At 67.4% G+C, this 25,642-nt stretch carries 26 protein-coding genes; 9 read left to right on the top strand and 17 right to left on the bottom strand.

Annotated elements, in window-relative coordinates:
- Window positions 1–14 precede the first annotated feature (14 nt).
- Window positions 15–533: a hypothetical protein gene (locus ABD231_RS09840; RefSeq protein WP_344148476.1), complete on the top strand. Its 519-nt coding sequence runs from the start codon at window positions 15–17 to the stop codon at window positions 531–533.
- Here ABD231_RS09840 and ABD231_RS09835 read toward each other — a convergent pair.
- From ABD231_RS09835 to ABD231_RS09810, 6 genes are all read right to left on the bottom strand, one after another.
- A complete protein-coding gene (locus ABD231_RS09835; protein ID WP_344148473.1) occupies window positions 526–1,560 on the bottom strand; it encodes a CU044_5270 family protein in 1,035 nt (344 codons plus the stop codon). The genes ABD231_RS09840 and ABD231_RS09835 overlap by 8 nt on opposite strands.
- Entirely contained in the window at window positions 1,557–2,165 is a 609-nt protein-coding gene (locus ABD231_RS09830) for an RNA polymerase sigma factor (RefSeq protein ID WP_344148470.1), read from the bottom strand. The genes ABD231_RS09835 and ABD231_RS09830 overlap by 4 nt, the downstream gene beginning before the upstream one ends.
- 68 nt (window positions 2,166–2,233) lie before the next feature.
- Entirely contained in the window at window positions 2,234–3,478 is a 1,245-nt protein-coding gene (locus ABD231_RS09825; RefSeq protein WP_344148467.1) for a nitric oxide synthase oxygenase, read from the bottom strand.
- Window positions 3,475–3,945, bottom strand: a complete 471-nt coding sequence (locus ABD231_RS09820; protein WP_344148465.1) for a hypothetical protein — start codon at window positions 3,943–3,945, stop codon at window positions 3,475–3,477. Before ABD231_RS09820 ends, ABD231_RS09825 begins: the two co-directional genes overlap by 4 nt.
- Window positions 3,893–5,182 (bottom strand): globin domain-containing protein, encoded by a 1,290-nt coding sequence (locus tag ABD231_RS09815; protein WP_344148462.1) that lies wholly within the window; start codon window positions 5,180–5,182, stop codon window positions 3,893–3,895. Before ABD231_RS09815 ends, ABD231_RS09820 begins: the two co-directional genes overlap by 53 nt.
- 280 nt (window positions 5,183–5,462) lie before the next feature.
- Window positions 5,463–6,395 (bottom strand): TIGR01777 family oxidoreductase, encoded by a 933-nt coding sequence (locus tag ABD231_RS09810; protein ID WP_344148460.1) that lies wholly within the window; start codon window positions 6,393–6,395, stop codon window positions 5,463–5,465.
- Window positions 6,396–6,447: 52 nt separating this feature from the next.
- Between ABD231_RS09810 and ABD231_RS09805 the strand changes: the two genes are divergently transcribed.
- Complete coding sequence (locus ABD231_RS09805) at window positions 6,448–7,188, top strand: sugar phosphate isomerase/epimerase family protein (protein ID WP_344148457.1); 741 nt, start codon at window positions 6,448–6,450, stop codon at window positions 7,186–7,188.
- 73 nt (window positions 7,189–7,261) lie between these two features.
- Entirely contained in the window at window positions 7,262–8,506 is a 1,245-nt protein-coding gene (locus tag ABD231_RS09800) for a glycoside hydrolase family 18 protein (protein WP_344148454.1), read from the top strand.
- 34 nt (window positions 8,507–8,540) lie between these two features.
- Here the strand turns inward: ABD231_RS09800 and ABD231_RS09795 are convergent, their stop codons facing one another.
- The 5 genes from ABD231_RS09795 to ABD231_RS09775 all read right to left on the bottom strand — a co-directional run bounded on the left by ABD231_RS09795 (window position 8,541) and on the right by ABD231_RS09775 (window position 14,162).
- Window positions 8,541–9,398 carry a class F sortase gene (locus ABD231_RS09795; RefSeq protein WP_344148451.1) on the bottom strand — a complete coding sequence of 286 codons (858 nt, stop codon included), beginning with the start codon at window positions 9,396–9,398 and terminating at the stop codon, window positions 8,541–8,543.
- 1 nt (window position 9,399) lies between these two features.
- On the bottom strand, window positions 9,400–10,278 hold the full coding sequence (locus tag ABD231_RS09790; protein ID WP_344148448.1) for a hypothetical protein: 879 nt from the start codon (window positions 10,276–10,278) through the stop codon (window positions 9,400–9,402).
- 227 nt (window positions 10,279–10,505) lie between these two features.
- A complete protein-coding gene (locus ABD231_RS09785) occupies window positions 10,506–11,444 on the bottom strand; it encodes a zinc metalloprotease (protein ID WP_344148445.1) in 939 nt (312 codons plus the stop codon).
- A 118-nt stretch (window positions 11,445–11,562) separates the two neighbouring features.
- Complete coding sequence (locus ABD231_RS09780) at window positions 11,563–13,689, bottom strand: bifunctional polysaccharide deacetylase/glycosyltransferase family 2 protein (protein WP_344148442.1); 2,127 nt, start codon at window positions 13,687–13,689, stop codon at window positions 11,563–11,565.
- Window positions 13,686–14,162: a hypothetical protein gene (locus tag ABD231_RS09775; protein WP_344148439.1), complete on the bottom strand. Its 477-nt coding sequence runs from the start codon at window positions 14,160–14,162 to the stop codon at window positions 13,686–13,688. Before ABD231_RS09775 ends, ABD231_RS09780 begins: the two co-directional genes overlap by 4 nt.
- Before the next feature lie 423 nt (window positions 14,163–14,585).
- On the opposite strand from ABD231_RS09775, the gene ABD231_RS09770 reads away from it, so the two are divergent.
- The 4 genes from ABD231_RS09770 (at window position 14,586) to ABD231_RS09755 (ending at window position 20,365) form a co-directional block, all read left to right on the top strand.
- Window positions 14,586–15,554 (top strand): EfeM/EfeO family lipoprotein, encoded by a 969-nt coding sequence (locus ABD231_RS09770; RefSeq protein ID WP_344148436.1) that lies wholly within the window; start codon window positions 14,586–14,588, stop codon window positions 15,552–15,554.
- Window positions 15,551–16,891, top strand: coding sequence for an iron uptake transporter deferrochelatase/peroxidase subunit (efeB, locus tag ABD231_RS09765; protein WP_344148433.1), 1,341 nt, complete (start codon window positions 15,551–15,553; stop codon window positions 16,889–16,891). The genes ABD231_RS09770 and efeB overlap by 4 nt, the downstream gene beginning before the upstream one ends.
- 24 nt (window positions 16,892–16,915) lie before the next feature.
- Window positions 16,916–18,559, top strand: a complete 1,644-nt coding sequence (locus ABD231_RS09760) for a phospholipase C (RefSeq protein ID WP_344148430.1) — start codon at window positions 16,916–16,918, stop codon at window positions 18,557–18,559.
- A 114-nt stretch (window positions 18,560–18,673) separates the two neighbouring features.
- Window positions 18,674–20,365: a DUF885 domain-containing protein gene (locus ABD231_RS09755; RefSeq protein ID WP_344148427.1), complete on the top strand. Its 1,692-nt coding sequence runs from the start codon at window positions 18,674–18,676 to the stop codon at window positions 20,363–20,365.
- Here the strand turns inward: ABD231_RS09755 and ABD231_RS09750 are convergent.
- Window positions 20,310–20,987: a phosphatase PAP2 family protein gene (locus ABD231_RS09750; RefSeq protein ID WP_344148424.1), complete on the bottom strand. Its 678-nt coding sequence runs from the start codon at window positions 20,985–20,987 to the stop codon at window positions 20,310–20,312. The genes ABD231_RS09755 and ABD231_RS09750 overlap by 56 nt on opposite strands.
- 4 nt (window positions 20,988–20,991) lie before the next feature.
- A complete protein-coding gene (locus ABD231_RS09745) occupies window positions 20,992–21,255 on the bottom strand; it encodes a hypothetical protein (RefSeq protein WP_344148421.1) in 264 nt (87 codons plus the stop codon).
- 99 nt (window positions 21,256–21,354) lie between these two features.
- Between ABD231_RS09745 and ABD231_RS09740 the strand changes: the two genes are divergently transcribed.
- Together ABD231_RS09740 and ABD231_RS09735 are read left to right on the top strand one after the other, a co-directional pair.
- The gene (locus ABD231_RS09740) at window positions 21,355–21,825 is read left to right on the top strand and encodes a MarR family winged helix-turn-helix transcriptional regulator (protein ID WP_344148418.1); all 471 of its coding nucleotides are present in this window, start codon (window positions 21,355–21,357) and stop codon (window positions 21,823–21,825) included.
- On the top strand, window positions 21,822–22,208 hold the full coding sequence (locus tag ABD231_RS09735) for a MerR family transcriptional regulator (RefSeq protein WP_344148415.1): 387 nt from the start codon (window positions 21,822–21,824) through the stop codon (window positions 22,206–22,208). The genes ABD231_RS09740 and ABD231_RS09735 overlap by 4 nt, the downstream gene beginning before the upstream one ends.
- A gap of 4 nt (window positions 22,209–22,212) precedes the next feature.
- Here ABD231_RS09735 and ABD231_RS09730 read toward each other — a convergent pair whose 3' ends face one another.
- The 4 genes from ABD231_RS09730 to ABD231_RS09715 form a co-directional block, all read right to left on the bottom strand.
- Window positions 22,213–23,160, bottom strand: coding sequence for an aldo/keto reductase (locus ABD231_RS09730; protein ID WP_344148412.1), 948 nt, complete (start codon window positions 23,158–23,160; stop codon window positions 22,213–22,215).
- A 43-nt stretch (window positions 23,161–23,203) separates the two neighbouring features.
- Window positions 23,204–23,707, bottom strand: coding sequence for a nuclear transport factor 2 family protein (locus ABD231_RS09725; RefSeq protein ID WP_344148409.1), 504 nt, complete (start codon window positions 23,705–23,707; stop codon window positions 23,204–23,206).
- Between the two features lie 63 nt (window positions 23,708–23,770).
- Window positions 23,771–24,733, bottom strand: coding sequence for a DUF1444 domain-containing protein (locus ABD231_RS09720; RefSeq protein WP_344148406.1), 963 nt, complete (start codon window positions 24,731–24,733; stop codon window positions 23,771–23,773).
- A gap of 310 nt (window positions 24,734–25,043) precedes the next feature.
- Window positions 25,044–25,493: an Lrp/AsnC family transcriptional regulator gene (locus tag ABD231_RS09715; RefSeq protein ID WP_132414440.1), complete on the bottom strand. Its 450-nt coding sequence runs from the start codon at window positions 25,491–25,493 to the stop codon at window positions 25,044–25,046.
- Window positions 25,494–25,642: the final 149 nt, after the last annotated feature.

Raw genomic sequence — 25,642 nt, 5'->3', positions numbered from 1 at the left:
GGAGGGGGAACAAGATGCAGGCATTTCTGTTGCGGGCGCCGAGCTGGGTGATCGGGGTTCTGAGCGGTGGGTTGTTCGCGGTCCTGTTCGTGGTCGCCTGGGGCCCGGACACGAGGCTTGGCTTCGTGGTGATCACCGCACTGGTAGCCGGCGCGATCTTCGGCACCACACTTGCCCTGGCGACCCGGGCGTCGCGCCGCGAGCAGCTCCGTGCTCTCGAGGAGGTGCCGCTCGCCGATTGGAAGGCAGTACGTCGAGCCGCGTGGCGCGGGCCGGTGCCGGCTGAGCCGGCGAGCCGCGCGGCTGCGCTGGACCTGGCGAACCGGATGTTCGCCAGGGCCCATCGCTTCCGCATACTGATCTACATCGTCTTCAGCGTGAATCTCGTGCTCGCGATCGTGCAGCTCGTGGTCAACGACCAGCGCTGGCACATCATCACGTTGGTCCTCTGGGTGATCGCGCTCGCCAGCCACTGGTACAGCCTTCGCCGCTTGCAAACGCGGATCGCTCTCTTGGACGGCCGGGCTACCTGAGGGCAGGGCGGGTGGTGGTGAGGCGGCTGGTGACGGAGGTGGCGGTGTAGATGTCGCCGTTGGGTTGGACCAGGCGGGATCCGATGCTTTGACCGTCCGACGGGGAGATGATGATGTCCCATCGTTGGCGCTGCTGGGTGGTGTAGCCGACGGCGCGGCCGTGGCGGCCGTCGACGGTGGTGACGTCGTTCAGGAGTTTGATGCCGGGGATTTTGCGGGCGGCTTGGTAGAGCGCGGCCCGGAGGTCGGACGGGACGATGCCTGAGTTCAGCGCGGCGTTGATGCGGAAGAACGCCACCTCGTCGGCAGGCAGCGGCACTCGCCGGCTCTCCTGCGCGGGTGCCGGCTGACGCAGTACGGCGAGGAGGGCGTCCGGATCGCGTGGTTGCCGGGCCAGGAAGTCGGTGGTCGGCGTGAACCAGTCGGCGGTGCACGGCTTCTGGAGGATCTTCGGGTCGAGGTTCGGCTGGACGATGAGGCCTCGGCAGGTCACGCGGTCCATCCGGGACTTGGGCTTCTTGAACAGCCACGGGGCCTGCGTGCGCGCGGCCAGCTGTGCCTCGCGGGTTGTGAAGGTCACCTTGGCCAGTTCCTGGAGCCGGCCGGGGTACTGCTGGAAGGGATCCGCGGTGATCCACTTGTCCTCGACCATCATGGTCGTGGCCTGGTACTTCTTCTGTGGACCGAAGCCGACGAGGTAGGTCCGCAGCGTGGTGACCTGGAGGAACTGCCCGGATGGGATCCGCACGTCGGGCTGCGACGCCGTCTGCGCGGCCGCCTCGGCGAGGAAGGTGCCGGCGTCGGCGACCGCTCCGGGCAGGGGCGTGTTGTCGTGGTCGATCACGTCGGCGGCGAGGAAACCTCCGGTCAGCACGACCGCGACACCGGCGGCGACAAGCACCCGCGCGTGGGTGCGGCGTCGTACCGGGGGAGGCGTGAGCAGCCGCTGCCGAGCGCGTGCCAGGGCCAGCGGGTCGGGGGCCGGTACGTCGTTGCGTACCTGCTTGAGCAGGTCGAGTTCGTTCATGAGTGCTTCTCCTCGAAGTCGGGTCCGAGCGCGGAGCGAAGGGCTCGACGAGCTCGGTGCAGGCGGGACCGGACGGTCCCGAGGGGGAGATCGAGTGCTTCGGCGATCTCTGCGTAGCTGAGGTCTTCCCAGCAATAGAGCAGCAGTACGTCGCGTTCGGCCTCCCGCAGAGCAGCCAGTACGCCGGTCAGTGCGCGCGAGGCCGATTCCGCATCGACCCGGGCCGCCACCTCGGTCGCCAGCGGGTCGCCGTTCTGGTCGCGGCCGGCCGGTTCGGATCGGGCATAGGCGCGGTACTGGCGGATCTCGTCACGGCGTCTGCGGTGAATGAGGTTGGTGGCGATGCCGTACAACCACGGCAGCGCGTCGTCGGCCGAACCGGCGTACCGGTGTCTTCGTTCGAAGGCGATCAGAAACGTCTGGCCGATCAGGTCGTCGGCCTCGGCCGGTCCGAGCCGGCGGGCGACGTACCGGTGCAGTTTGACGGCGTACCGGTCGAAGAGATGGGCGAACTCGGCCGGCTCCTCGGCGGCCTGGATCGGTACGGGTGGGGGAACAGGTTCGAGCGGGGCAGCCTCCGCGGTGGCGGCTCGAAGTCGATACATACCTGCTACTGCCCGATGTGCGCGATCCGGTTCCCACCCCACCCGCCGAGCGTTTCACGACGAAGCGGTCAGCCGAACGCGGGTGGGTTCCCGTGGAGACCGCGGCGGGTGGCGTCGGGGTCGGTGACGAAGTTGGGTAGCTGGTCCTCGGAGTCGTAGTAGCGGTGGAAGACCGGGGTCTGGGATCCGGACAGGGGAGGGACGATCCACGTCCAGTCGGCCGGGCAGGTCCGGCCTGCTCGTTCCTCGCGTTCCAGGTGGATGAGGAACCGCCTGGACTCGGTGTGGTGGTCGGTGATGCTCACGCCGCTCGAACGGAACGAGTGCAGTACGGCGCGGTTCAGCTCGACCAAGGCCCGGTCGCGCCACAGGGTTGTCTCGTTCGAGGTGTCGAGGCCCATCCGCTCCGCGATCTCGGGGACCAGCGCGTAGCGGTCGGTGTCGCCGAGGTTGCGGGCGCCGATCTCGGTGCCCATGTACCAGCCGTTGAAGGGTGCGGCCGGGTAGGAGACACCGCCGATGATGAGGCGGTTGTTGCTGATCACCGGGACCGCGTGCCACCGCAGTCCCAGGTCGGCGAACCACGGCAGCTCGGGATGCGCGAGCGAAACCTCATGCACCGCGGATCCGGGCAACTCGAACATCCGCACGCCGTCGTCGACGGTCTCCACGACAAGCGGGAGTACGTCGAAGTCTCCCGGCGAGCCGGGTGGTCGCCAGCCCCGGTGCAGGAGTTCCGTGGTGAAGGCGCGGTAGCGGGGGTCGCCGATGATCCGGCCGTCGGGCTGTTCATAACCGGCGTACCGGATCAGTTGCTCGCTCCAGATCCGGGGCGCGGGCCGGGCAGGCGTCTCGGGAGCGAACACGCTGATCATCGGCCGGATCTTGCCGCCGTTGTGGGCGACGCGGAGGTGATCGAAGCAGTGCTCGGCGACTTCGCCGGCGGTCGAGACGGTTCGCAGGTCGCGCACTTGCAGGCTTTGCCAGTACAGCCGTCCGATGCAGCGTGCGTTGTTGCGCCAGGCGACGCGGGCGCCGAAGACCAGCTCCTCGGCGGTGTGCCAGTAGGTCCCGGTCAGGTCGATCTCGCGCCGGACCGCGGCGATCCGTGCCTCGATCGGCCCGGGGTTCTCCGAATGAAACAGCTGCAGGAATTCTTCGGCGGCGGCTTGCACCGCCCCGGTATCGATAGCGGGTTCGGGAGCTGGTTTGCTCACCTCGGGGCGTGCGCGGACTCGCCCAGGGCTGGGGGCGGCCAGCCGGCCGGCTCGTGGGGCGCGACGCCGGCCTGCCCAGATCCGAACCACGCTCATCGATCCGCAGCACCCGGCGTACCGGGCGGTGGTGTATTGGCGAGGTGGTCGACCTCGTTCGCGAACGACTCCACGATCGACTGCATCTGCGCCTGGGCGGTCTGGGCGTAGGTGCGCACCTGCTGGCCGGCCGTGTCCATCGCCTGCGCGACGATCCGGCGCTCGTGCTCACGCGCCTGACCGATGCGTTCGCGGGTGTCCCGGCTGACGTCCTGAACCATCTCCTCGACCACCAGTTGCGCCTGGCTGAACATCTGGACGACCTGTTCGTTCACCCGGTTGCCGGCCTCCTCGTAGTGGGCCAGCTCCGCCTGGACACGCTGGAGTTCGGACCGCCCGCGCTGCAGCTCGGCCAGCAACCGCTCGTTCTTGGCGCGGGCGTCGTTGAGCTCCAGCTCGGTGGTCTGGACCTGATCAGCCAGCAGATCGAGGTATTCGTAGACCTTTGCCGCGTCGAGCCCGCGCATCCGGCGCCGGAACTCCTCGGCCCGGATCGAGCGCGGCGTCTGGTACGCCGATACGTGGCGGCTGTGCTTGCTGATCGTCACTGGGGGTCTCCTGACCCGCGGCGTGCTCGCCCGCGGCCGCATAGTAGAAGTGCTCGTACTGGATGTGCTCGGGTTGCATCCCCGCGGCGGCCAGCTGTTCCAACGTGTGCGCGACCATCTGCGGGCCGCCGCACACCATCGCCGTACGTCCGGTCAGCAGTTGCCTTGCCGCGACCGTGCCGACCTTGCCGCGGGTGCCGGGATAAGACGCGTCGTCGGACACCACCTCCGTGTACTCGAACCACGGCCGGAGGTCGGCCAGTTGGCGCAGCCGCGGGCGGTCGTACAGATGCCACGGCATCCGGACACCGTGCAGTAGGTGGACCAGCGGTCCGATCCCCGTGCGCTGCCACTCGTTGTCGATCTGCTCGAGTACGGCGAGGAGCGGCGCGAGGCCGGTCCCGCCCGCGACCAGCAGCAGCTCGCGCGGATCGCCTTCGCGCCGGGTCAGCCGCTCGCCGACCGGTGCCCCGAGCTTCACGATGTCACCGGCCTTCAACGACCGCACCACCGCCGGGCTCACCTGACCGCCGTCGATCTGCTGTACATGCAAGTCGATGGAGCCGTCATGGCGCGGAGCGTTGGCCGGACTAAAGTACCGCCACTGCCGAGGGCGCTGCGGGATCTCCATCGACACCGACTGGCCGGGGCGGAACTGGAACGGGCTCCTGGGTCGAACCGTCAGCAAGGTGAGATCCATAGTCCGCCGCTCGGCCGACACTACGTCAGCCTCCCAGTAGTCCGGGCTGGACTCCGACGAGTTCTCCGCCGCCTCGACCATTATCCGCGCGACCACCTGGTACGCCGCCGTCCAGTGCGCGGCGAGCTCCTCGTCCCACTCGGACCCGAGGAAGTGCATCAACGTCGCGCACAACGAAGCGCCGACGACGTCGTAGTGCTCCGCCATGACGGCGTACTTGCGATGATCGCGACCGAGATGCCGCAGGAACGCGGCATCCTTCTCGAGCTGATCGGCATGACTGACGATCCGCCCGAGCGCGCCCACGAACTTGTCCCGCTGGTTGGACATCGACAGCGGGAACATGGTGCGGACTTCCGGGTGTGACACGAACAGGTGCGAGTAGAAGTACAGCGGCACCTGGTCCCCGAAGGTGGTGACCTGGTCCCAGCTGCGTTGCAGGGCATACGCGTCCATCGAGATCTGCTATCCGGCTCGGAACGGCAGCTCCTCGAGAGCAACGGACGGCCCGGACAGATGCTGTGGTGACAAGGGTTCCCTCCCAATCCAGTCCCCGAGTCGGTGTTTCACCTCTCCGACCTACCCGTGGTGCGGTAGGCCGAAACCGGAGAAACGGACTCAATAGTCTCGAAAATCAGAGTGGAGCAAAACCCCTTGTACACAAACAAAACGCTTGATGCAGAAGCATCGCGTCACGTGCAGGTCGCCGATCGTAGACCTGTTCCCCCTGTGCTGGCTACCTCCTGGCCTTTCTGTTGCTAGCGGCAACTAACTCTCCGGCCGCGCCCGACCATTCTGGGTAATTGAAGGTGAAGCCTGCCTGGGTGAGTCGGCCGGGGATGACTCGGCGGCTCTTCAGGAGGAGTTCGGTGTCGGAGCGGAGTACTAGGGCGCCTAGCTCGGCCATCCACTTGGTGGCGGGGAGACCGATCGGCATGCCGATTGCTTGGCGGAGTGAGCGGATGAAGTCGCGTTGGGGGAGTGGGTTCGGCGCGGCCAGGTTCACTGGGCCGGTGAGGTCGCTCTCCAGCAGGAAGGTGACTGCGCGGGCTAGGTCGGTCTCGTGGATCCACGACATGTACTGGCGACCGCCTGCGATCGGGCCGCCGAGGCCGAGTCTCGCCATTCGGCGGAGCATGTCGAAGGCGCCTCCGCGATCCGGTGACATGACGATCGCTGTGCGCAACGCGACCTTCCGGGTGTTCGGCGTACGGGCCTGCTCCTGCTCCGCCTCCCAGGCGGTGGCGATGTCGATGCTGTACTTCCAGTACGCCGGTACGTCGGGCTCGTAGCCGCCGATCACACCGTGCTCATCGTGGGCCGGGCCGAACGTGTGGGCGTAGATCGTCGCCGTGCTCATCTGCAGCCAGACGCGAGGCGGCGTACCGGCGGCGGCGATTGCCTCGCCGACGACCCTCGCGGAGTCGACGCGGGAATCCATCATCTCCTGCAGGTTCGCCGGGGTGTAGCGGCAGCTGACGCTGCGGCCGGCCAGGTTGATCACCGCGTCGGCGCCGTCGAGCTCCTTCGCCCACGGCCCGAGCGTCCGCCCGTCCCAGCGCACTCCGGACGACCTGCCGATCACGACGACCTCGTGACCCTGAGCCGCGAAGTACCTGGTCAGAAACGAGCCGATATGCCCGGTCCCGCCGGGGATCACGATCTTCACGTCTCGACGGTAGCAGTGGAATTGAACGCGTTCAAATCTTTAGGCTTCGACCGTGCCGAACCTGATCGCCCTGCAGATGTGGTCCTTGCATGACGAGGCCGGGAGGGATCTGCTGGGTGTCTTGGAGCGGGTCGCCGAGATCGGGTACGGCGGGGTGGAGAGCTACGACCTGTACGGCCATGCTCCGAAGGTGGTGCGGGCACGTCTTGACGGCCTCGGACTCGAGCTCTGTAGCTCGCACGCTCCGTTCCCGGCGGGAACCGCGGCGACCGCGATCCTCGATACGTACGCCGAGCTGGGCGCCGGCACGCTCGTGTGGAGTCTCGAGCCGGATGAGTTCACCACTCTCGACGGGATCCGGCGGGGCGCGGAGCGGATCAACGAGGCGGTGGGCAACGCCGCGTCGTACGGGATGCGGATCGGGTACCACAACCACTTCGCCGAGTTCCGGAACTCCTTCGGCGGGCGATCGGCGTACCAGGTCTTGCTAGCTGAGCTGGACCCGGCGGTGGTGCTGGAGCTCGACGCGTACTGGGCGCAGACGGGCGGTGTCGATCCGGTCGGTCTCGCGGCCTCGCTGGGGGAGCGGCTCGAGTACGTCCACCTGAAGGACGGTCCGGCGCAGGGGATGGATGACCAGCTGGTCCCGTACGGCGAGGGCGTGGTCGACGTGGCCGGGGTCGTCCGCGCCAACCCGTCGGTTCGGTGGAACATCGTCGAGGTGGACCGGTCGTCGTACGAGAGGTTCTGGCTGCTGAAGAACTGCTACGAACGCCTCGTCGAATTAGTTTAGGAACTTTTGTTTCTTAACCTACGGTGCTGGGGAGGATGCGGGCAGTCGCCCTGTCATACCCGGAGGAACCACTATGAGAATCCGCCCCATCTCATCCGTTCTGACCGCGGTCGCGCTGCTGGCAACCGGCCTGATACCGGCCGCCGGCGCGTCCGCGGTACCCCTCGCCGAACCGAGTGCTCCGGCCGCTGCCGCCCCGGCGGCCGGCAAGCGCGTCGTCGGGTACTTCACCGAATGGGGGGTCTACGACCGGAACTACCACGTGAAGAACATCAAGACGAGCGGATCGGCCGCGAAGCTCACCAACATCGTCTATGCCTTCGGCAACACCACCGGCGGCCGGTGCGTGATGGGTGACAGCTACGCCGCCTACGACAAGGCGTACGACGCGGCCGGGTCGGTCGACGGAGTCGCCGACACGTGGGACGCCGGAGCGCTCCGCGGCAACTTCAACCAGCTTCGCAAGCTGAAGAAGCAGTTCCCGAACATCAAGGTCGTCTGGTCCTTCGGCGGCTGGACGTGGTCCGGCGGCTTCACGCAGGCTGCTCAGAACCCGACTGCCTTCGCCGACTCCTGCTACCGCCTGGTCGAGGACCCGCGGTGGGCCGATGTCTTCGACGGGATCGACATCGACTGGGAGTACCCGAACGCCTGTGGGCTTTCGTGTGACACGAGCGGTCCCAACGCGTTCAACAACGTGATCACCGCATTGCGCAACCGGTTCGGCTCCTCGGCGCTCGTCACCGCGGCGATCACCGCCGACGGCACGAACGGCGGCAAGATCGATGCCACCAACTACGCGGCGGCGGCCGGCAAGCTCGACTGGATCATGCCGATGACGTACGACTACTTCGGTGCGTTCAACGCGCAGGGCCCGACCGCGCCGCACTCGCCACTGACGTCGTACAGCGGGATCCCGACGGCCGGCTTCTACAGTGACGCCGCGATCCAGAAGCTGAAGAGCAAGGGCATCCCGGCCTCGAAACTGCTGCTGGGTATCGGTTTCTACGGCCGCGGCTGGACCGGCGTCACCCAGGCCGCGCCTGGTGGTCGCGCAACGGGTGCTGCTCCCGGCAAGTACGAGGCCGGTGTCGAGGACTACAAGCTGATCTCGACCCGGTGCCCGTCGAACGGCACTGTTGGCGGTACGGCGTACGCGTTCTGCAACGGGCAGTGGTGGGGCTATGACACCCCGGCCACGATCCGGAGCAAGATGACGTACGCGAACGGCCAGGGTCTCGGCGGCGCGTTCTTCTGGGAGCTCTCCGGAGATACCGCGAGCGGAACCCTGATCACCGCGGTCAAGACCATCGGTTGATCTGTCGAGCTGAGGCAGCACCTCGGGTGCTGCCTCAGCTGGTTCGTTGCGCGATCACGACAGCGTTGCTGAGGTAGACCTTGCCGTTCCAGTCCTCGCAGGTGATCAGGACCAGGCGGCCTGGTACGGACTGGTCGAGGATGCGGGTCGCGTTTCTCGCGAAGGACTGCTTGCGGTACGTCGTCACGCTCGTGACCCGATAACCGAGCTGTCCGCGGGCGGTGCTCACGCCGACCGCGTCGCCTGGTTGAAGCTGCTCGAGGTTGTCGAACGCGCCGCCGCCGGCGTGGACCGTGTGGCCGGCGATGACGGCTGATCCGCGCCGCGCTCCGGGTAGCGCGCCACCGTTCCACCAACCCACCTTCCGTGGATTCGACGGTGGAGTCAGCGCGCCTTGCCTGGTGGAGATCCCCTGTACGGCGGCCGATACCCGCAACCGTGGAATCGACAGCCGCACGGGCTTACCGGGCCGGGCGGCCTGCGGTCGCGCAGTTCGCGGCTGGGCAGTTGGCCGTCGGGTGGTCGCCGGTCGGACGGCCGGCCGCCGGGATGATGCCGCCGGGGTGGGCCGCGTTGTGCTCGGCGTGGGTCGGGTGGTGCGCAGGCTGGGCGGCGTCGTGCTCCCACGCAGGAGGATCGGCGTCGGGAGCGCGCTGGTTGCGGGATCATCTGCGGTCCCGGCCAAGAGGATTTCGAGGCCCACGGGGTGCGAGAGGCGCTCGGCGTGCGCGAGTGGTTTGGCGGCGGCAGGTTCCGTTGACTGGCCGGTTACTCCGGCTGGGTCGCCGACCTGGAGGGAGCCGCCGACCAGGGCGAGTGCGACGGCGGCCAAGGCGAGCGACCCGCCCCACCGGAGTGGAGCGGGTCGACCGCCGCGATGGGCCGTGGTCACGTCAGCTGCTGTGCCGGCCCCGGCGCCGGAGGACGATCGCCGCACCTGCGGCGAGCATCAACCCGCCGGCCACGAGCAATCCGCCGCCCAGCAAGGAGAATGGGCTGCTGCTGTCCGTCGTACCCGGATCGCCGCCGATGCCTGCGTCGACCACTGTCGGCACACCTGTCGTCGGCTCATCCGAGCTCGGCGCTACCGGCGTACTGGTGGTGGTTGAGCTGTGACCACCGGTCGGCTTCGTCGTCGGAGCCGTTGTCGGAGCCGTGGTAGGCGGCGTCGACGCGGGCGTCGTTGGCGGAGTCGTGGGTGGTGTTGTCGGCGGAGTGGTGGGTGGGGTCGTGGGAGGCGTTGTGGGTGGAGTGGTTGGGGGTGTGGTCGGAGGCGTGGTGGGCGGGTTGCAGCCCTTGACCCAGAAGACCTTGTGCTTGGTGTCCGCGCCCTTGGAGCCCTGGGCGTGAATGGTGATCTTCACGTGGTAACCCTGCTGCGGATGCGGCTGACCGGTGAACGCAAGGGTGTACGTCACCTTCGCGTCCAGGTCGTTGCCGCCGCCGGCCGGGTCGCCGCCGATGAACGGTGTCAGATCACCGGACTTCACCTGCAGGCCGCCGTTCGCGGTCGGCGCCTGGTCGGCGAAGATCACGCTCGCGGACAGGTTTCCCTCGTCATAGTTGTAGAACTCGACCACGAACGTGCAGCCCTGGTGCGGGTTGTTGTCCGGTGGTCCGCTCTGGATGTCGACGCCCTCGATCTTGATCGTGCCGTTGTTCCCCGGCGCTTGCGGGCCGGTGGCAACGAGTGGCGCTGCGACCGACGCGGCCGCGGGTACGGCCAGGGCAGCGGCTCCCGCCAGTAACGACACTGTCCCTGCGGCGGCCACCAGACCACCTAGCCGGGACCGGCTTCCTCCCCGTGCGACCATGCTCTTCCTCGATTCGGATCTCCGTCATCTGTTGAAGGGGCCCCACAGCAGAAGTATGCGCGTTTCGTTGCCATGAACAACAACTCACGGTAACGATTCAGGGGTCGAATCGCTATCAAGATCACGGTCCGTAAATGCCAACAGCCGCTCCGTCACTGCCGGAGCGGCTGCTGCGAGCGGGTGGTTCAGGCGCGGTACGCCGTCCACATCGAGCTGATCCGGGAGCTCTGGCCCGGGGAGAACTGGTTGTAGCAAGTGTCGTACGAGTAATCCATGTAGTTGTGGATCGGGTCCAGACCCGGCAGCGAGCAGGAGTCCCGGCCCTCCGGGCAGCCGTTCGTCGAGCTGCTCTGCGCGGGAGTGTCCGACACCTCGTCGTTCGTGCTCGTGCAGCCGCCCTGGAACGTGTGGTAGAGCCCGAACCAGTGCCCCGCCTCGTGAGTCGCGGTCTCACCGAGATCGTAGTTGGTCGCCGTACCGCCCGGCAGGGACGTGTACTGGACGCGGATCCCGTCGATGCCCGGGTTGCGGGCGTAGTCCCACGGGAAGGTCGCGATGCCGAGGTAGGCGAAGTCGACCAGCCAGATGTTGAGCGCGTTCGCACCGCCCTTGCGGGTCTGCTTGCGGTACGTGCTGCTCTGCTTGTCCTTGTGCCAGTTGTTGTTGTTGTACCGGAAGGTCCCGGCCAGCGTGAACGTGAAGCCAGTGTTCGCTGCCGCCGATGACTCCTGGCCGGCGAACGTCTTGTTCAGTACGGCGATCTGATCGGCGATCTGCGTGTTGGTCACATCGCCGTTGCCGGCGGCGTCGCGCATCACGTGGACGTAGACCGGGACGCTGGCCGCGGCCAGCGCGCCCTTCGGAACGCTGACGCCCCGAGCAGCCTTTGCCTTCAGCAACTGAGCGGTCCGCGCCTGAATGGCCTTCTGCTCGGCCAGGCTGACCTCACGGGTGTCGGCGCCGCGACCACCCTTGGCAGCCGCACTGGCAGGCGGCACGAAGCAGTCGTTCGTCGGTGCTGCCGGCAACTTGGCCGTTGCCTGCCCGGTCACCGGGCTGAAGGCGAGCGCTGCGCCGGTCAGGACAACAGCCAGCGCTCGTGGACGGGGGACGAGAGATCGCATGGGGGTGCGCTCCTCCGGGATCGGGCCGCTCGGGCGGGCGGCCGGTTGACCGGAATACTGCGAGTCCGATCGCTGATCCGGAAGCGATCAGGCGGAAATATCGGGAAAATCAGGGAAATCATTCGCTTGTCGAGGCGTTCGGCGGGAGGGCCAAACCGCCATACCGCTCCATCCGTTGCCAACCGAGCCGGGACCCGGCCAGTGCGGTGAAGAGCGACTGGATCACCACCAGGTACATCAGCTGCCGATAAACGAACTGTTGCAGCGGAAGGCTCCAGAGCGGACCGGGCCTCTCGCCGTCCAGCCGGAACGCATACAGCCCCATGCCAAACTGGAGTGCCAGGAAACCGGCCCAGACCAGGCCGACCCGCCACGGGTTCAGGAAGAGGAACCCGTAGAGCGCGAACACGTCGACCACTGGCGCCAGCAGCGGCAGCAGGACCTGGAACAGCAGCAGGTAGGTCAGTCCGCGCCGGCCGAGCTTGCCTGCTTGGCCGCGCTGCACCCAGGCGCCGCGATGCTTCCACATCGCCTGCAGCGTCCCGTAGCACCAGCGGTACCGCTGTCTCCACAACGCCCCGAGACTCGCGGGCGCCTCGGTCCACGCCCGCGCGCGTTCCTCGTACACCACGCGCCAGCCGTCCCGGCAGAGTGCCATCGTCAGGTCGGTGTCCTCGGCAAGCGTCACGTCGCTGAGCCCGCCGATGCGTTCGAGCGCGCCGCGCCGGAATCCGCCGATCGCGCCTGGCACGGTGGGCATGCACTCGGCGAGGTCGAACAATCTGCGGTCGAGGTTGAAACCGACGACGTACTCGATGTGTTGCCACCGGCCCAGCAATCCTTGGCGGTTGGCGACCTTCGCGTTCCCGGACACGGCTCCGACGGCCGGATCGGCGAAGGGCTGCACGAGCATCCGGACCGCGTCGGGTTCGAAGACGGTGTCGCCGTCCACCATGACGACCAGCTCGTACGACGCGGCGCGGAGCCCGGTGTTCAACGCGGCCGGCTTACCCGCGTTCGGCTGCCGGATGACGCGGACGCCTGGCAGGTTCAGCGACTCCACCAGATCCGCGGTGCCGTCACTCGAGCCGTCGTCGACCACGATGACCTCGAGTGGATGATCGGAAGCGACCAGTGATCGCACCGCCGCCTCGATACCGGCCGATTCGTTGTAGGCCGGGACGATCACGGAGACCGGCTCGGTTACCGGCTCACCGCGTGGCTCGTAGCGGTCTCGCGCGTGCCGCTTGGCCGCGACCACCGTGGTGATTGCGCGCAACACGCTCAGCGCACCGGCGGCGTACAGGAGCCACATGATGATGCCGAGCGCGCCGTCGCTCAGCCGCATCGCCCAGATGACTGCCTGCCCTCGTCCGCGCTCCACCGTGCTGGCCTCGTGAACCGGCTGGGAGATCCCGACCGTGTCCGACACGGTTGCGAAACGGAAGTGCCGCGCCTTAAGTGCAGGAATGAGTTTTTGCAGCGCGTCCAGCGTCTGGGTTCGATCGCCGCCCGCGTCGTGCATCAGCAACACCTGTCCGGTGGTGCCCTTCGGCGTCGAGTTGGCGATCACCCGCGCCGTACCCGGTCGCCGCCAGTCCTCGCTGTCCTGGGTGGTCAGCACCGTCAAATAGCCGGCCGCGCGGGCCTGCTTGATTGCCGACCAGTCGGTGTTCGTGAGGGCGTTCGCCTCGGACGAGTACGGCGGCCGCAGCAACGACGTACTGACGCCTGTTGCGCCCGCCAGGATCAGCTGGCTCTGTCGCAGTTCGAGGGACCGTCGCCAGCCCGGCGCGGTCGCCAGATTCGTGTGGGTGAAGGTGTGCAGGCCGATTTGGTGGCCTTCAGCAACAATCCGGCGCGCCAGCTCCGGATGCGCGGCCACCTCGGTCCCTACCACGAAGAACGTCGCCTTGACCTGCTGCGCCCGCAACAGATCCAGCACCTTCGGAGTCCAGACCGGGTCCGGCCCGTCATCGAAGGTGAGCGCGATCGTCTTCGCGTTGGGCCGGGCCGAGCGCGGCGAGGCAGCCGTCGCGTCGATCAGCGGCCCACCCGCAGCGACCTTCGCTGGTACGGCGTCGTGCGAACCCACCGCGGTCACCGCGCCATCGGGCGCGCTCCCGAAGAGGTGGTGCGTGTACCCATGCAGCAACAACGAACCGCACAGCGTGACAAGCAGAATCGTCAGAACGATCCAGTGCGTCCGCAGTGGAACCTCACGGGCCCGACGAGCACGTGTCACGGGCGCGACGGCGACTTGGTCCGCCCAGGAGGCGCCGTCGGCTTCCCGTGCCCCGGCGTCTTCGTCGGCTTCCCCGGGGTCACCGTCGGCGTCGCCGTACTAGGTGCCGTAGGCGTCACCGTCACCGGGCTCGACGGAGCGGCACTTGGTGTGGTTGTCGCGACCGGCACGCTGGTCGGCCCAACGACGGGTCGCACCGAACCAGGACCGGTCCTCGTGGACTCGGTCGGCCTCGGAGTCTCCGTCGCACGCTGTACTTCCGGCGTCACCCGAGGCACAGGCGGCCGCCGACCGGCCTCCGGCAACGGAATCCACGGCGTATCGACCTGCGGCCCACCCAGCACACTGCTCACCAGCAGCACCACATACCCCACAACCGGTACGGCGAGGACCACCCCGAGACGACGGATCCTGCGACGGCGATGCCCGGACGAGTCCACGAACACCGGACTCCGGGCGGAGAGCGGCTTCACAATCGCGTGATCCTACTCGCCTTTGCCACCAAGCATTCCCAGCCAAACGTTTGCTTGCCACCGACCGAACCTCCCGCCGGACGACACACCGGCCGACGACAAACTGGTGAACGGGTGGGTGGGGTAGGCGAACGCGGGGTTGCCGTGGGGGCAATTCTCGGGGACGTTTCCATCGTTGGTGGAAGCAAGTGGGTTTGGGCGGCTTAGCGTCGGGGTGATCAGTCGTTCACCCCTTCGGAGTTCCTTGTGCGCTTGGGTTTTGTTGGTGCGCTGGTTGTGTGTTTGCTTGCTGTCGCTGGGTGTTCCGGGGGTGGCTCTGGGGCTGGTCCGCTGACCGTGACGGTGGCGCGGGGGAACTGTGGTGGCGGGTGGGAGCGTCCGCGGGGTGGGTTGCAGACGATCCAGGTGAGCAATGCGGGGACGGTGACGACTGAGGTCGATCTGATCGATCCGGGGACTGGTGGGGTTTACGCCGAGGTTGAAGGGCTGGCTCCGAACACGACGCGGCCGTTGCGGGTGACGCTTGGCCGGGGGAGTTATGCATTTCGGTGCTTTGGTGAGGACACCGAGGCGGTGACGGGGCCGGAGATTCGGATTACCGACGGGCCTCCTCCGGTGGCGGCGGTTTTGCCGGTCAGTGGTGAGGACCTTGCGGGTGCGGTGCGGGCGTACCGCGGGTATGTCGCCGACGGGCTGGTGACATTGGGGCGCGAGGTCGGGGTGTTGGTTGGGGCGTTGCGTGGTGGTGATCTGGGGGCGTCTCGTGCGGCGTGGTTGACGGCGCATCTGGCGTATGAGCGGTTGGGGGCGGCGTACGACACGTTCGGCGATTTCGGGGACAAGATTGATGGGTTGCCGGACGGGTTGCCTGGTGGTGTGCGGGATGGCGGCTTCGTCGGGTTGCGGCGGATCGAGTACGGCTTGTGGCACGGGCAATCGCCTGCCTCGTTGGTGCGGGTTGGTGTGCAGCTCGGGTCGGACGTCGCGGGGTTGCGTGCCGAGTTTCCGCAGGAGCGGACTGATCCGAACGACCTGCCGTTGCGGGCTCACGAAATCATGGAGAACGCACTGCAGTTCGAGCTGACCGGTCAGGCCGACCAGGGCAGCGGTACCGGGCTCGCCACGGTCGGGGCGAACCTGGACGGGACGCAGGCTGTGCTGAATGCGCTCGCGCCGGTGATGAGCAAGCGGTACGCCGGTTGGTCGCGCGTGGCCCCGTGGATCGCGAAGACCCGGGCACTGGCCGGTACGGCGAAACGGCCGGATGGCACGTGGATCGCGCCGACCGCGCTGGATCCGCGGACCCACGAGCGACTCGATGCCGCGGTCGGACAACTCGTCGAGGAACTAGCCCCGATCGCCGCAATCGGCGACGTCCGGAGGACCTCATGAGCACCGAGAAGACGGGCGAGGAGCGCCAAGGCACGGGGCGACGGGCATTCCTACGCGGCGCACTGGGCGCCGGGGTAGCGGGGGTCGCGGTGGGGGCGAGCGGTGGTGCCGTGATCGCCGGCGCCGGGCGGGCGGACGTGGCGGGGTCCGGCGCGGCACCTGTGGGCGGGCAATCGGACGCGGTGCTCGCGGACGGGCGCTCGGGCGCGGCCCCTGCAGCGGGACGGTCGGGCGGGGCCGCAGCTGCCGTTCCGTTCCATGGGGTGCATCAGGCTGGGATCATCACGCCGGCCCAGCCTCACGCCGTGCATGTGGCGTTCGACGTGCTGGTCGACAACCGGGCGGAGCTCGCCGAGCTGTTCCGGACGTTGACTGACCGGGCGCGCTTCCTCACGGCTGGCGGCACTCCACCTGATCCGGGGATCTCCGCGCCGCCGACCGACTCCGGCGTACTCGGGCCGACCGTCCCGGCGGACCGGCTGACGGTGACCGTCGGGGTCGGGGCTTCGTTGTTTGACGAGCGGTTCGGGCTGGCGGCGCGCAAGCCGCGCGGCCTGACGCCCATGACGACCTTCCCCAACGACCACCTCGATCCGGCCGAGTCCAACGGCGACCTCAGCATTCAGATCTGCGCCGACAACCGCGACACCGTCATCCACGCTCTGCGCGACCTCGCCCGCCACACGCGCGGCGCGATGCAAGTCCGATGGCGCTACGACGGCTTCAGTTCACCTCCGCGACCAGCCGGCACCCCGCGCAACCTGATGGGCTTCAAGGACGGTACGTCGAACCTCGACCCGACCGACAAAGCCTTGATGGACAAGCTGGTGTGGATCCAGAAGACCGACCAGCCGTGGGCAGTCGGCGGCAGCTACCAGGTCGTGCGCCGGATCCGGATGCTGGTCGAGTTCTGGGACCGCGTGTCGATCAACGAGCAGGAGAACATGTTCGGCCGCCGCCGCGATACCGGCGCACCACTCGACGGGAACGACGAGTTCGACGTACCGGACTTCGCCGCCGACCCGATCGGCGCCGCCGTCCCGTTGACGAGCCATATCCGCCGGGCGAATCCGCGCACCCCGCAGAGCGACGACAGCCGGATCCTGCGCCGCCCGTACAACTACGACCGCGGTGTCGACAACGTCGGCAATCTCGACATGGGGCTGGTCTTCGTCTGCTTTCAGCAGGATCTGCAGCGCCAGTTCGAGACCGTGCAGAACCGGCTGACCGACGAGCCGCTCGTCGACTACATCCAACCCGTCGGCGGCGGCTACTTCCTGGTCCTGCCCGGCGTCCAGAACACCGACGACCATTTCGGCCGCGGGCTATTCACCTGAGCTGTTCCCATCAAGGAGGAATGCGTGGTCATCAAGCCGCGTAACTGGAGCAAAAGAACCCGTACGGCGGCGATCGCCGGCGTGGCCGGAGTCAGCGCACTGGCGCTGGTCGCTGTGGCCGGCCCGGCCTGGGCGGGTGACGGCTGGTGGCATCACGGCGGCGGTCATCATCCCCAGCCGCCGGTGAGTGCGAGCACGCCGATCAAGCACCTGGTCGTGATCTTCGACGAGAACATCTCGTTCGACCACTACTTCGGCACCTACCCGAACGCCGCCAACACCGACGGCACGAAGTTCAAGGCCGCGCGCAACACCCCGCGAATCAACGGCCTGACACCCAAGCTGCTCAAGCAGAACCCGAACCAGAACAACCCGAGCCGGCTGAGTCACGAGCAGGCGATGACGTGCGACCAGAACCACGGGTACGGCGCGGAACAGAAGGCGTACAACGGCGGTAAGGCCGACAAGTTCGTCGAGTACACCGAGACCGACAAGTGCACCGGCCAACCGATCCTGTACGGCGCGCCCGGTCTCGTCATGGACCGCTACGACGGCAACACGGTGACCGGGCTGTGGAACTACGCCCAGCACTACGCGATGAGCGACAACTCGTACGGCACCGTGTTCGGCCCCTCGACGCCCGGGGCGCTCAACCTGATCTCGGGGCAGACGCACGGTGTGTACGCCGTCGATCCGATCACCGGCAAGAAGGTCACCGACGCGTACACGGTCGCCTCCCCAGACGCGAACGGCGTTGGCACGGTCATCAACGACCCGGACCCCGCCTTCGACGACTGCTCCGGCAACAATCACACCGCGAAGAACGCGCTCGGTGCGATGACCGGTAAGAACATCGGCGACCTGCTCACCAAGCAGGGCACCACCTGGGGCTGGTTCCAAGGCGGCTTCCGCCCGACCGGTACCGCGAGCGGGTACTCGGTCTGCGGCGCGACGCACCAGAACGTCGGTGGCAACACCGTGGTCGACTACAGCCCGCACCACAACCCGTTCGAGTACTACAAGTCGACCAGCAACCTCAAGCACCTGCCGCCGACCTCGGTCGCGAAGATCGGGCACACCGACCAGGCCAACCACCAATACGACCTGACCGACTTCGATGCCGCCGTACAGGCCGGCAACCTGCCGTCGGTGAGCTTCCTGAAGGCGGGGGAGTACCAGGACGGTCACGCCGGCTACTCCGACCCGCTCGATGAGCAGCAGTTCCTGGTCAGCAAGATCAACGAGTTGCAGAAGTCGAAGGACTGGGCCTCCACTGCGGTGGTTGTCGCCTATGACGACTCCGACGGCTGGTACGACCACGTGACACCGCCGAACGTCAACGGCTCGAGCGACGCGGCCAACGACCAGGCGGCCCTGTGCGGCACCAAGCCCGCCGCCGGCGGCTACGCGGACCGGTGCGGCTACGGCCCGCGCCAGCCGCTGCTGGTCATCAGCCCCTACAGCAAAACCAACTACGTCGACCACCAGCGCACCGACCAGACCTCGATCCTCAAGTTCATCGAGGACAACTGGCGGACCGGCCGGATCGGCGACGCCTCGTACGACGCGCGTGCCGACTCGCTGACCGGCATGTTCGACTTCTGGCACCGACCGAACAGTCGCCCGGTCATCCTCGACCCCAGTACCGGAGCCGTCACCAAACACTGAGTTGATTCCAACGCTGGCTTGAATTCGAGCACCGAGAAAGGGGTCCGAAAGTCCCGGGAAAACCTGCGCAGCAAGGCATTCCGGGCATGGCCGTGACGGCGGTACGGTCGCTCGATGACGGACACCACGGCACCCACCAGCCCGATCGACGAGCTCTCCGAGCGGTTCCTCGCGGCCCATGCCGAGTTGTCGCCGGCCGCGGCGACGCTGATGGGGATGCAGGGGTACGACGACAAGCTTCCGGATCGATCACCGAGTGGCTTCGAGGCGCTGATCGAGCTGCATCGATCGACGATCGCCGAGGCGAAGTCCGTGGCCGTCTCCTCGTTACGGGAGGAGACGGCCAAGGACGCGCTGCTGGAGCGGATCGAGCTCGAACTCGAGCGGTACGAGGCCGGCGTCCCGCAGTACGAGCTGAACGGGATCTCTTGTGTGCCAGTCGAGATCCGGGCGGTCTTCGACCTGATGCCGACCGCGACCGACGAGGACTGGGAGCAGCTCGGCACCCGGCTGAACCAGGTCGGTACGACGCTCGACGGGTACCGCGAGACCCTCCTGCAGCAGGCCGCGGCGGGTCGGGTCTCGGCCGCTCGGCAGGTCCGGGTACTGGCCGAGCGGATCGCCAGCTGGACCGGTGCCGAGGGCAACGACTACTTCATCGGGTTGACGGCGACAGCGCCTGAGTCTGCTGTCAGAGAGCTTGTCGAGGCAGCTGCGATCGCAGCCAGCAAGGCGTTCGGGGAGTTCGGTGAGTGGTTGACCGCAGAGTTGTTGCCGCAGGCACCTGAGCGGGATGCGGTCGGCCGCGAGGTCTACCAACTCGCCTCGCGATATCACATCGGTGCGACTCTCGATCTGGAAGAGGCGTACGCCTGGGGCTGGCAAGAGCTGGCCCGGATCGAGAAGGAGATGCAGACCATCGCGGCCGCGCTGAACGGCGGCGACCGCAGTATCCCGGCGATGGCCGCCGTACTGGACGCGGATCCGGCCCGCAAGATCCACGGCAAGGAGGCCTTCCGCGACTGGATGCAGGAGCTCGCGGACAGCGCCGTACAGGAACTCGGAGCCAAGCACTTCGATATCCCGGAGGCGATCGGGCGGATCGAGTGCATGATCGCGCCGACCTCGGAGGGCGTCATCTACTACACCCCGCCGAGCGAGGACCTGACTACTCGTCCCGGCCGCATGTGGTGGGCCGTCCCCGACGGCATCGAGGACTTCGCCACCTGGCGCGAGGTCACCACCGTGTACCACGAAGGTGTCCCCGGCCATCACCTCCAGGTCGGCCAGACGATGGTGCGCGCCGACCTGCTGAACCGCTGGCAACGCCTCGGCTGCTGGGTCTCCGGCCATGGCGAAGGGTGGGGCCTGTACGCCGAACGTTTGATGGAAGAGCTGGGTTATCTAGACGAGCCGGGCGCCCGGTTCGGCATGCTCGACGCCCAAGGCTTCCGCTCGGCCCGGGTCATCGTCGACATCGGCATGCACCTGGAGCTGGAGATCCCACGCGACAACCCCTTCGGGTTCCATCCCGGTGAGACCTGGAACGCGGATCTCGGCTTCGAGTTCCTCCGAGCCCACTCGCGGATGGAGACCGAGTTCCTGCAAGCCGAGCTCAACCGCTACTTGGGCTGGCCCGGCCAAGCGCCGTCGTACAAGCTCGGCGAACGCATCTGGCTGCAAGCGCGCGACGAAGCCAAACAACGCCAAGGCGCCGACTTCAACCTCCGCACCTTCCACCGCGACGCGCTCAACCTAGGCTCGCTCGGTCTCGATCCTCTCCGCCGCGCACTCGCTCGCCTTTGAGCGACTGGACTGTGCCGAGGAGGGCTAGCCAGGTGAGGGCCAGGGTCCAGCCGGCCAGTACGTCGGTTGCCCAGTGGTAGCCGAGGTAGATGCGGCTGAGGCCGATGGCGAGGCTGAGTAGTAGGGCTGCGGCGGTGCCGGCGAGTTTGGTGAGGCGGGTGGCGTTCGAGTGCCAGAGGAGTGCGGCTAGGAGGAGGAAGAACACGGCCGAGCTGAGGCTGTGGCCGGAGGGGAACGAGAAGCCGGTGCTGACGGTTCCGACGACGATGGAGGCGTCGGGGCGGTGGCGGCCGATGAGGAGTTTGAAGCCGAAGGTCAGTGCGGCGGCGCCGAGCATGCCGACGGTCAGGAAGAGCGCGGGGCGCCAGCGCTGGGTGAAGAACCGGAGCAGCAGCGCGACGACGATGGTGAGCGCGGTCAGGACCCAGATCTCGCCGAGGTGGGTGATGGCTCGGACTAGTGGGGTCAGCGCGGCGACCCGGTGATTCATGAAGGTTGTGGTCAGTTGCGGGTCGAAGGCGGCCAGGTCGTCGCCTTCGGTGGCGGCATCGGCGAGGTTGGCGAAGACCGTCGTACCGAGGCCGACGACTGCTAGCCCGGCTACCACGCGCGCTGTCCTCATACGGTTAGAAGATATACAACCCGGTGACAGCGGTCGGGGCGATGCCGAGCAGAAGCCAAGGGGACAGGGGCGTACGGCGGAAGATGGCGAGGATGCCGGCCACCGTCAGGAGGCCGATCACGCCGGACATCGCCCAGAGGCCGACACCACGACCGAAGTCGTCGCTCGCGATACCGATGCTGTAGACAGCGAGAGTGACCGCCGGGACGCTGCCGACATGGAAGACGATGGCGGAGGCGACCCAGCGCTGAACGGTCTCGATGTTCATCGGGCGGGGTGTGCGCCGGCGTCGCTGGGTCTGGGCCACGATCTCTCCAATACTTAGTGTGCTAATCATTAGCCTACATAAAGTTGCTACACTAAGCACATGACCGAGACCGAGATCACGGCGGATCAGAACCCCCTGGCGCTGGAGCACCAGGTCTGTTTCGCGCTGGCGGTCGCCGCCCGGACGGTGATCGCGCTCTACCGCCCGGTCCTCGAGCCGATGGGGCTGACTCACCCGCAGTACCTGGTGATGCTTGCGCTCTGGGAGCACGAGCCGGTCTCGGTGAAGGACCTGTCCCGCATGCTCCAGCTCGAACCGGCAACCCTGTCGCCGCTGCTCAAACGCCTCGAAGCCGCCGGCCTCCTGCGCCGCGACCGGTCCGCGACCGACGAGCGCTCCCTGGCTGTAGCCCTCACTCCGCAAGGTCGCGCGCTTCGCGACCAGGCCCTCGCCGTACCGCCGGCCATTGTCGAGCGCCTCGGCATGGACGTCGACGAGCTGATGGACCTGCATGGCCGACTCACCAGAGTCATCGCCGCCGCAACCGGCGTGGAAAAATCGACCGCATGACGCGGAACGGTAAGTACTCACCGGGCGAGGCGGCCGATGTAACCGGGCTCAGCCTGGACACTCTGCGGTACTACGAACGCGAGGAACTGATCGGCCCGATCGAGCGGCTGCCCGGTGGACGTCGGGTCTTCACCGAAGGTGATATCGCGTGGATCGGGGTCGTGAGCTGTCTCCGCGATGCCGGACTGGGGATTGCCGACATCCAACGGTTCACCACACTGCTTCGTACGGCGGGCGACCCGGCCTCGCGCGTTGAGTTCCTGCGCGAGCGCCGGGCCGCGTTGATCGAACACATGGCCCGGATGGACGCGGCCCTCGGCGTACTGGACGACAAGATCGAGTACTACGGCGCCCGGCAAGCCGAGAAGTCCGCCCGAGCCTGACGAGCTACCAAGCCGCGTCGAGCTCCGCACGCAGTTCCGGAGCGAGCTCCAGACGAGCACCCGTGATCGCGGCGGTGAGCTGCTCCGGCCGGCTCGCGCCGACGATCGGGCGGACCGGGGGAGTGCCGCCACACAGCCAGGCCACGACGACACTGCTCCGGCTTACGCCGAGCTCCGCGGCCACCTTGCCGAGCGCCTCCAGCCGCCGGGTGGTTCCCGGGTGCTCGTAGGCCTCGTCGAGGGGTCGGTCGTCCCGTTCGTAGGAACCCGCCATCAGCGGGGTGTACGCCCACAGGTCCCAGTCCTGCTGATTCTCGACGAAGTCGAGGACCTCGTCGGTGATCCACCCGAAGCGGTGATTGTGGACGTGCCCGCGGACGAACGGCCGCGGCTGCACGTACGAGTAGCGCAACTGCGATGCGCTGGGCTCCACCACACCCAGCTGCGCCGCGAGTCCCCGAGCTCGCTCGACGCGCCAGAGCGCCCAGTTCGACAAGCCCACCTTGCCGATGGTGCCTGCCGCATGATGCCGTCCGAAGGCAGCGATCGTCTCTTCCATCGGCGTGTTCCGGTCGTCGCGATGCGCCCAGTACAGGTCGATGTGGTCGATCCCCATCCGCCGCAGCGACGTCTCGAGCGCCGCGTCGATCGCCGCCGTACCGAGTCCTTCGCACTGCTCCGGATAGCCGCCGACGACAGTGGGCTCCCACCCGACCTTCGTGGCGATCCGCACCTTGTCCCGCACACCGGGCCGCTGCGCCAACCACCGCCCCAGCAACTCCTCGCTCTGCCCGCCAAAGCCAGTCTCCGACTGCCAGAACGCGTAACAGTCGGCCGTGTCGATCCACACGCCACCCTCCGCGACGTACTGGTCCAGCAGGGCGAACGACGTCTTCTCGTCGATCCTGGTCCCGAACTCCATCGCACCCAAGGCAAGGTCAAGTCTGCTCATACCGGCAGCTTTCCTGCTGGAGCGCGCTCCAGGTCAAGCCGATTCAGAGGAACTTGGGAACCAGCCGGTCGGCGGTGCGCAACGCAAAGGCGAGGGGGAGGGCCAGCAGCCCGGCAACAGTTCCGTGCAGCCGGCTCCGACGCCTGGTCGAAACCCTCGGCGGCAGAGTTGCGAACAGCGTGGCCAGCGCCGGTAGCGGCCGGACGAAGATCGTGTTCTCGACGATCTGAGCCTCCGGATTGAAGCGCAGCAGATTGTGAGCCTCGAGCGGCACCCCGCGAACCGTTGCGCTGAAGGAGAACGACCATTCAGCACCGCGACTGAGCGGCTCGGTGGTCTGCAGATCCTCCAGTACGGCGAAGATGTCGCGATGCAGGGCCACGACCTCGTCCCTGCCTTCGAACGACAACCGCATCGTCATGGGGGAGTGGAAGACGACGTCCGGTGCGAACAGGTCGGTGAGCGCATCGGCATCTCCGCGTTCCGCAGCAGCACGGAGAGTGGCGACGGCGGCCGAGGACTTCTCGTCGGGCGTGGGAGCAGGCATAAGACCTCGCTTGTCTGTGCGGTTCCGGCCACGAGCTGACTCGATTTCACTACATCCACCAGGTCAGGGAACGTTCGCTCGTGCCTCGGCTTCGAGGCGACGCATCGCGGCTGAGAAGCGGGGGACGCGCTTGAGGTCCGCTTTGCCGGTGCTGTAGTCGGTCAGCTGATACCACTCGTTGTCCGTCACGTAATAGATGTGCGGGCTGACGGCGCCTGGCGATTCGGAGTAGCCGCGGGTCGCCATCTTGGTCATTTCCAGCATGGCGTAGACCACCGCCGGGTCCCGCATCACGTGCACGAGCAGCAGGTCTCGGGCGGGCATGGCGACGACGCAGCCGAACGGGGGATTCTCGACGTGTAGCGACTCGCGCAGGACGGTGTCGAGGACCAGTGCCCGGGAGGCGGTGAACATGGAGCCGCTGAGCATCGCGACCTGCGCGCCCTGGCAGTCGACGTACTCGACGGTGTCCTTGAGCCGGCGAAGGTTTGCCAGGCCGATCCGGTTGATGTCCTGCCAGGGGAGGCCGAGGCTGTCGACGTCGAAGTGCATCGCGACCGACCGGCCGGCGTAGGTGGCCGGCGCCATCCGCAGGCCAGGCACGAACTCCGGAACGCGCTCGGCCCACTCCGGGTTGATCGTCGACGCGTCGACCAGGCGCAGGTAGAGCTCGTTGTCCAGATCCTCCGGAACCGCCGGCGGCGCACCACCCGGGGCCATCTGATCGAAGTGCGCCGCCACGGCAGCGCGCCACTGCTGCCGCGGCAGCCCGCTGACGGTACGGGCGAGATTCATCAGGCCGGCGGACATCCCGCCGTCCGCCGGAAGTCCGTCGTCGCCGACGGACAGCAGCGCACCCGACCCGTCGTACCGCATCGGGAACCCGCGGGCCGAGCACGCGTCCTCGGCCAACCGCACCAGGCGGTCCACCTGTGTCATCGTCAACGGCACCAGCACCGGGTGCAGCCGATCGTCCTTGCACAACTTGCCGCCCACGCGGCGCTTGACCTTCCTGCCAGCACTCATCGAGCACCTCCTTTGCCCAAGAACATATGGACTTCGGAGCCCCGAAAACCGCCGACTTCACAATCTGTGGATAACTGCCCAGTTGCACGGTGGCTTCAGTCGCACCCCTCGACGCCCACTCGATCGGCGACTGTGCGGACCGTGTCGTCGGCAACCGATTTCCGGCGACACAGAGGCCACAGTCGGCAGCACACTGGTCGCATTCGGCACGGTGGCTTCGGTCGCGGCGGTGGTGGGTGGACCTGCGGCACGGTGGCTTCGGTCGCGGGTGATGGCATGCTGCACGCGCTTGAGCACGCTTCCGGTCGACTTAGCCGCGGCGGGTCCATTGTTCTAGTACGACGAGGGTTTTGGTGCTGGCGATGGCTTCGGCGGAGCGGAGGGAGCTGACGACTCGGCGGAGGTCTTCGACGCCTTCTACCTGGATGCGGACCAGGGCGTCGGGGTCGCCGGCGAGGGTGAGGACCTCTTTGACTTCGGGGATCTGGGCGACGAACTCCATGATCTGGGCGAGGTCGAGGTCGTCGGCGAAGTGGAGTTCGGTCATTGCCTCGATGCCGGTGGCGATCCGGCCGTGGTTGATCTGGACGGTGTACCGCTCGATCACGCCGAGCTTCTCCAGGCGGGCGATCCGGCGTTGGACCGGCGCGACGGTGAGGCCGACGGCGGTTGCGATCTCGCGGAGCGGGCGGCGGGCGTTCTCGCGCAGCAGGTCGAGGATCGCGCGGTCGGTGGAGTCGAGGGTCGCCGGTTCGGGCACGCAACAGACTCTACCTCGGACATCGGATCTGTTGCGGCCCAGAGCCGCACCGAGTCGTGGAGATTGCGGATCGTCGCCAAACTCGACGATGACTCTTGTGACCGGGCCCACCAGCCCCCAGGCTCGTGGGAACCGCCGCGGACCCCCTG

This window comes from Kribbella yunnanensis, from assembly GCF_039529655.1.
In the GTDB taxonomy this organism is placed as follows: domain Bacteria; phylum Actinomycetota; class Actinomycetes; order Propionibacteriales; family Kribbellaceae; genus Kribbella; species Kribbella yunnanensis.
Note: the sequence above shows the minus strand (reverse complement) of the source record. Positions and strands in the feature narration are given on the sequence as shown.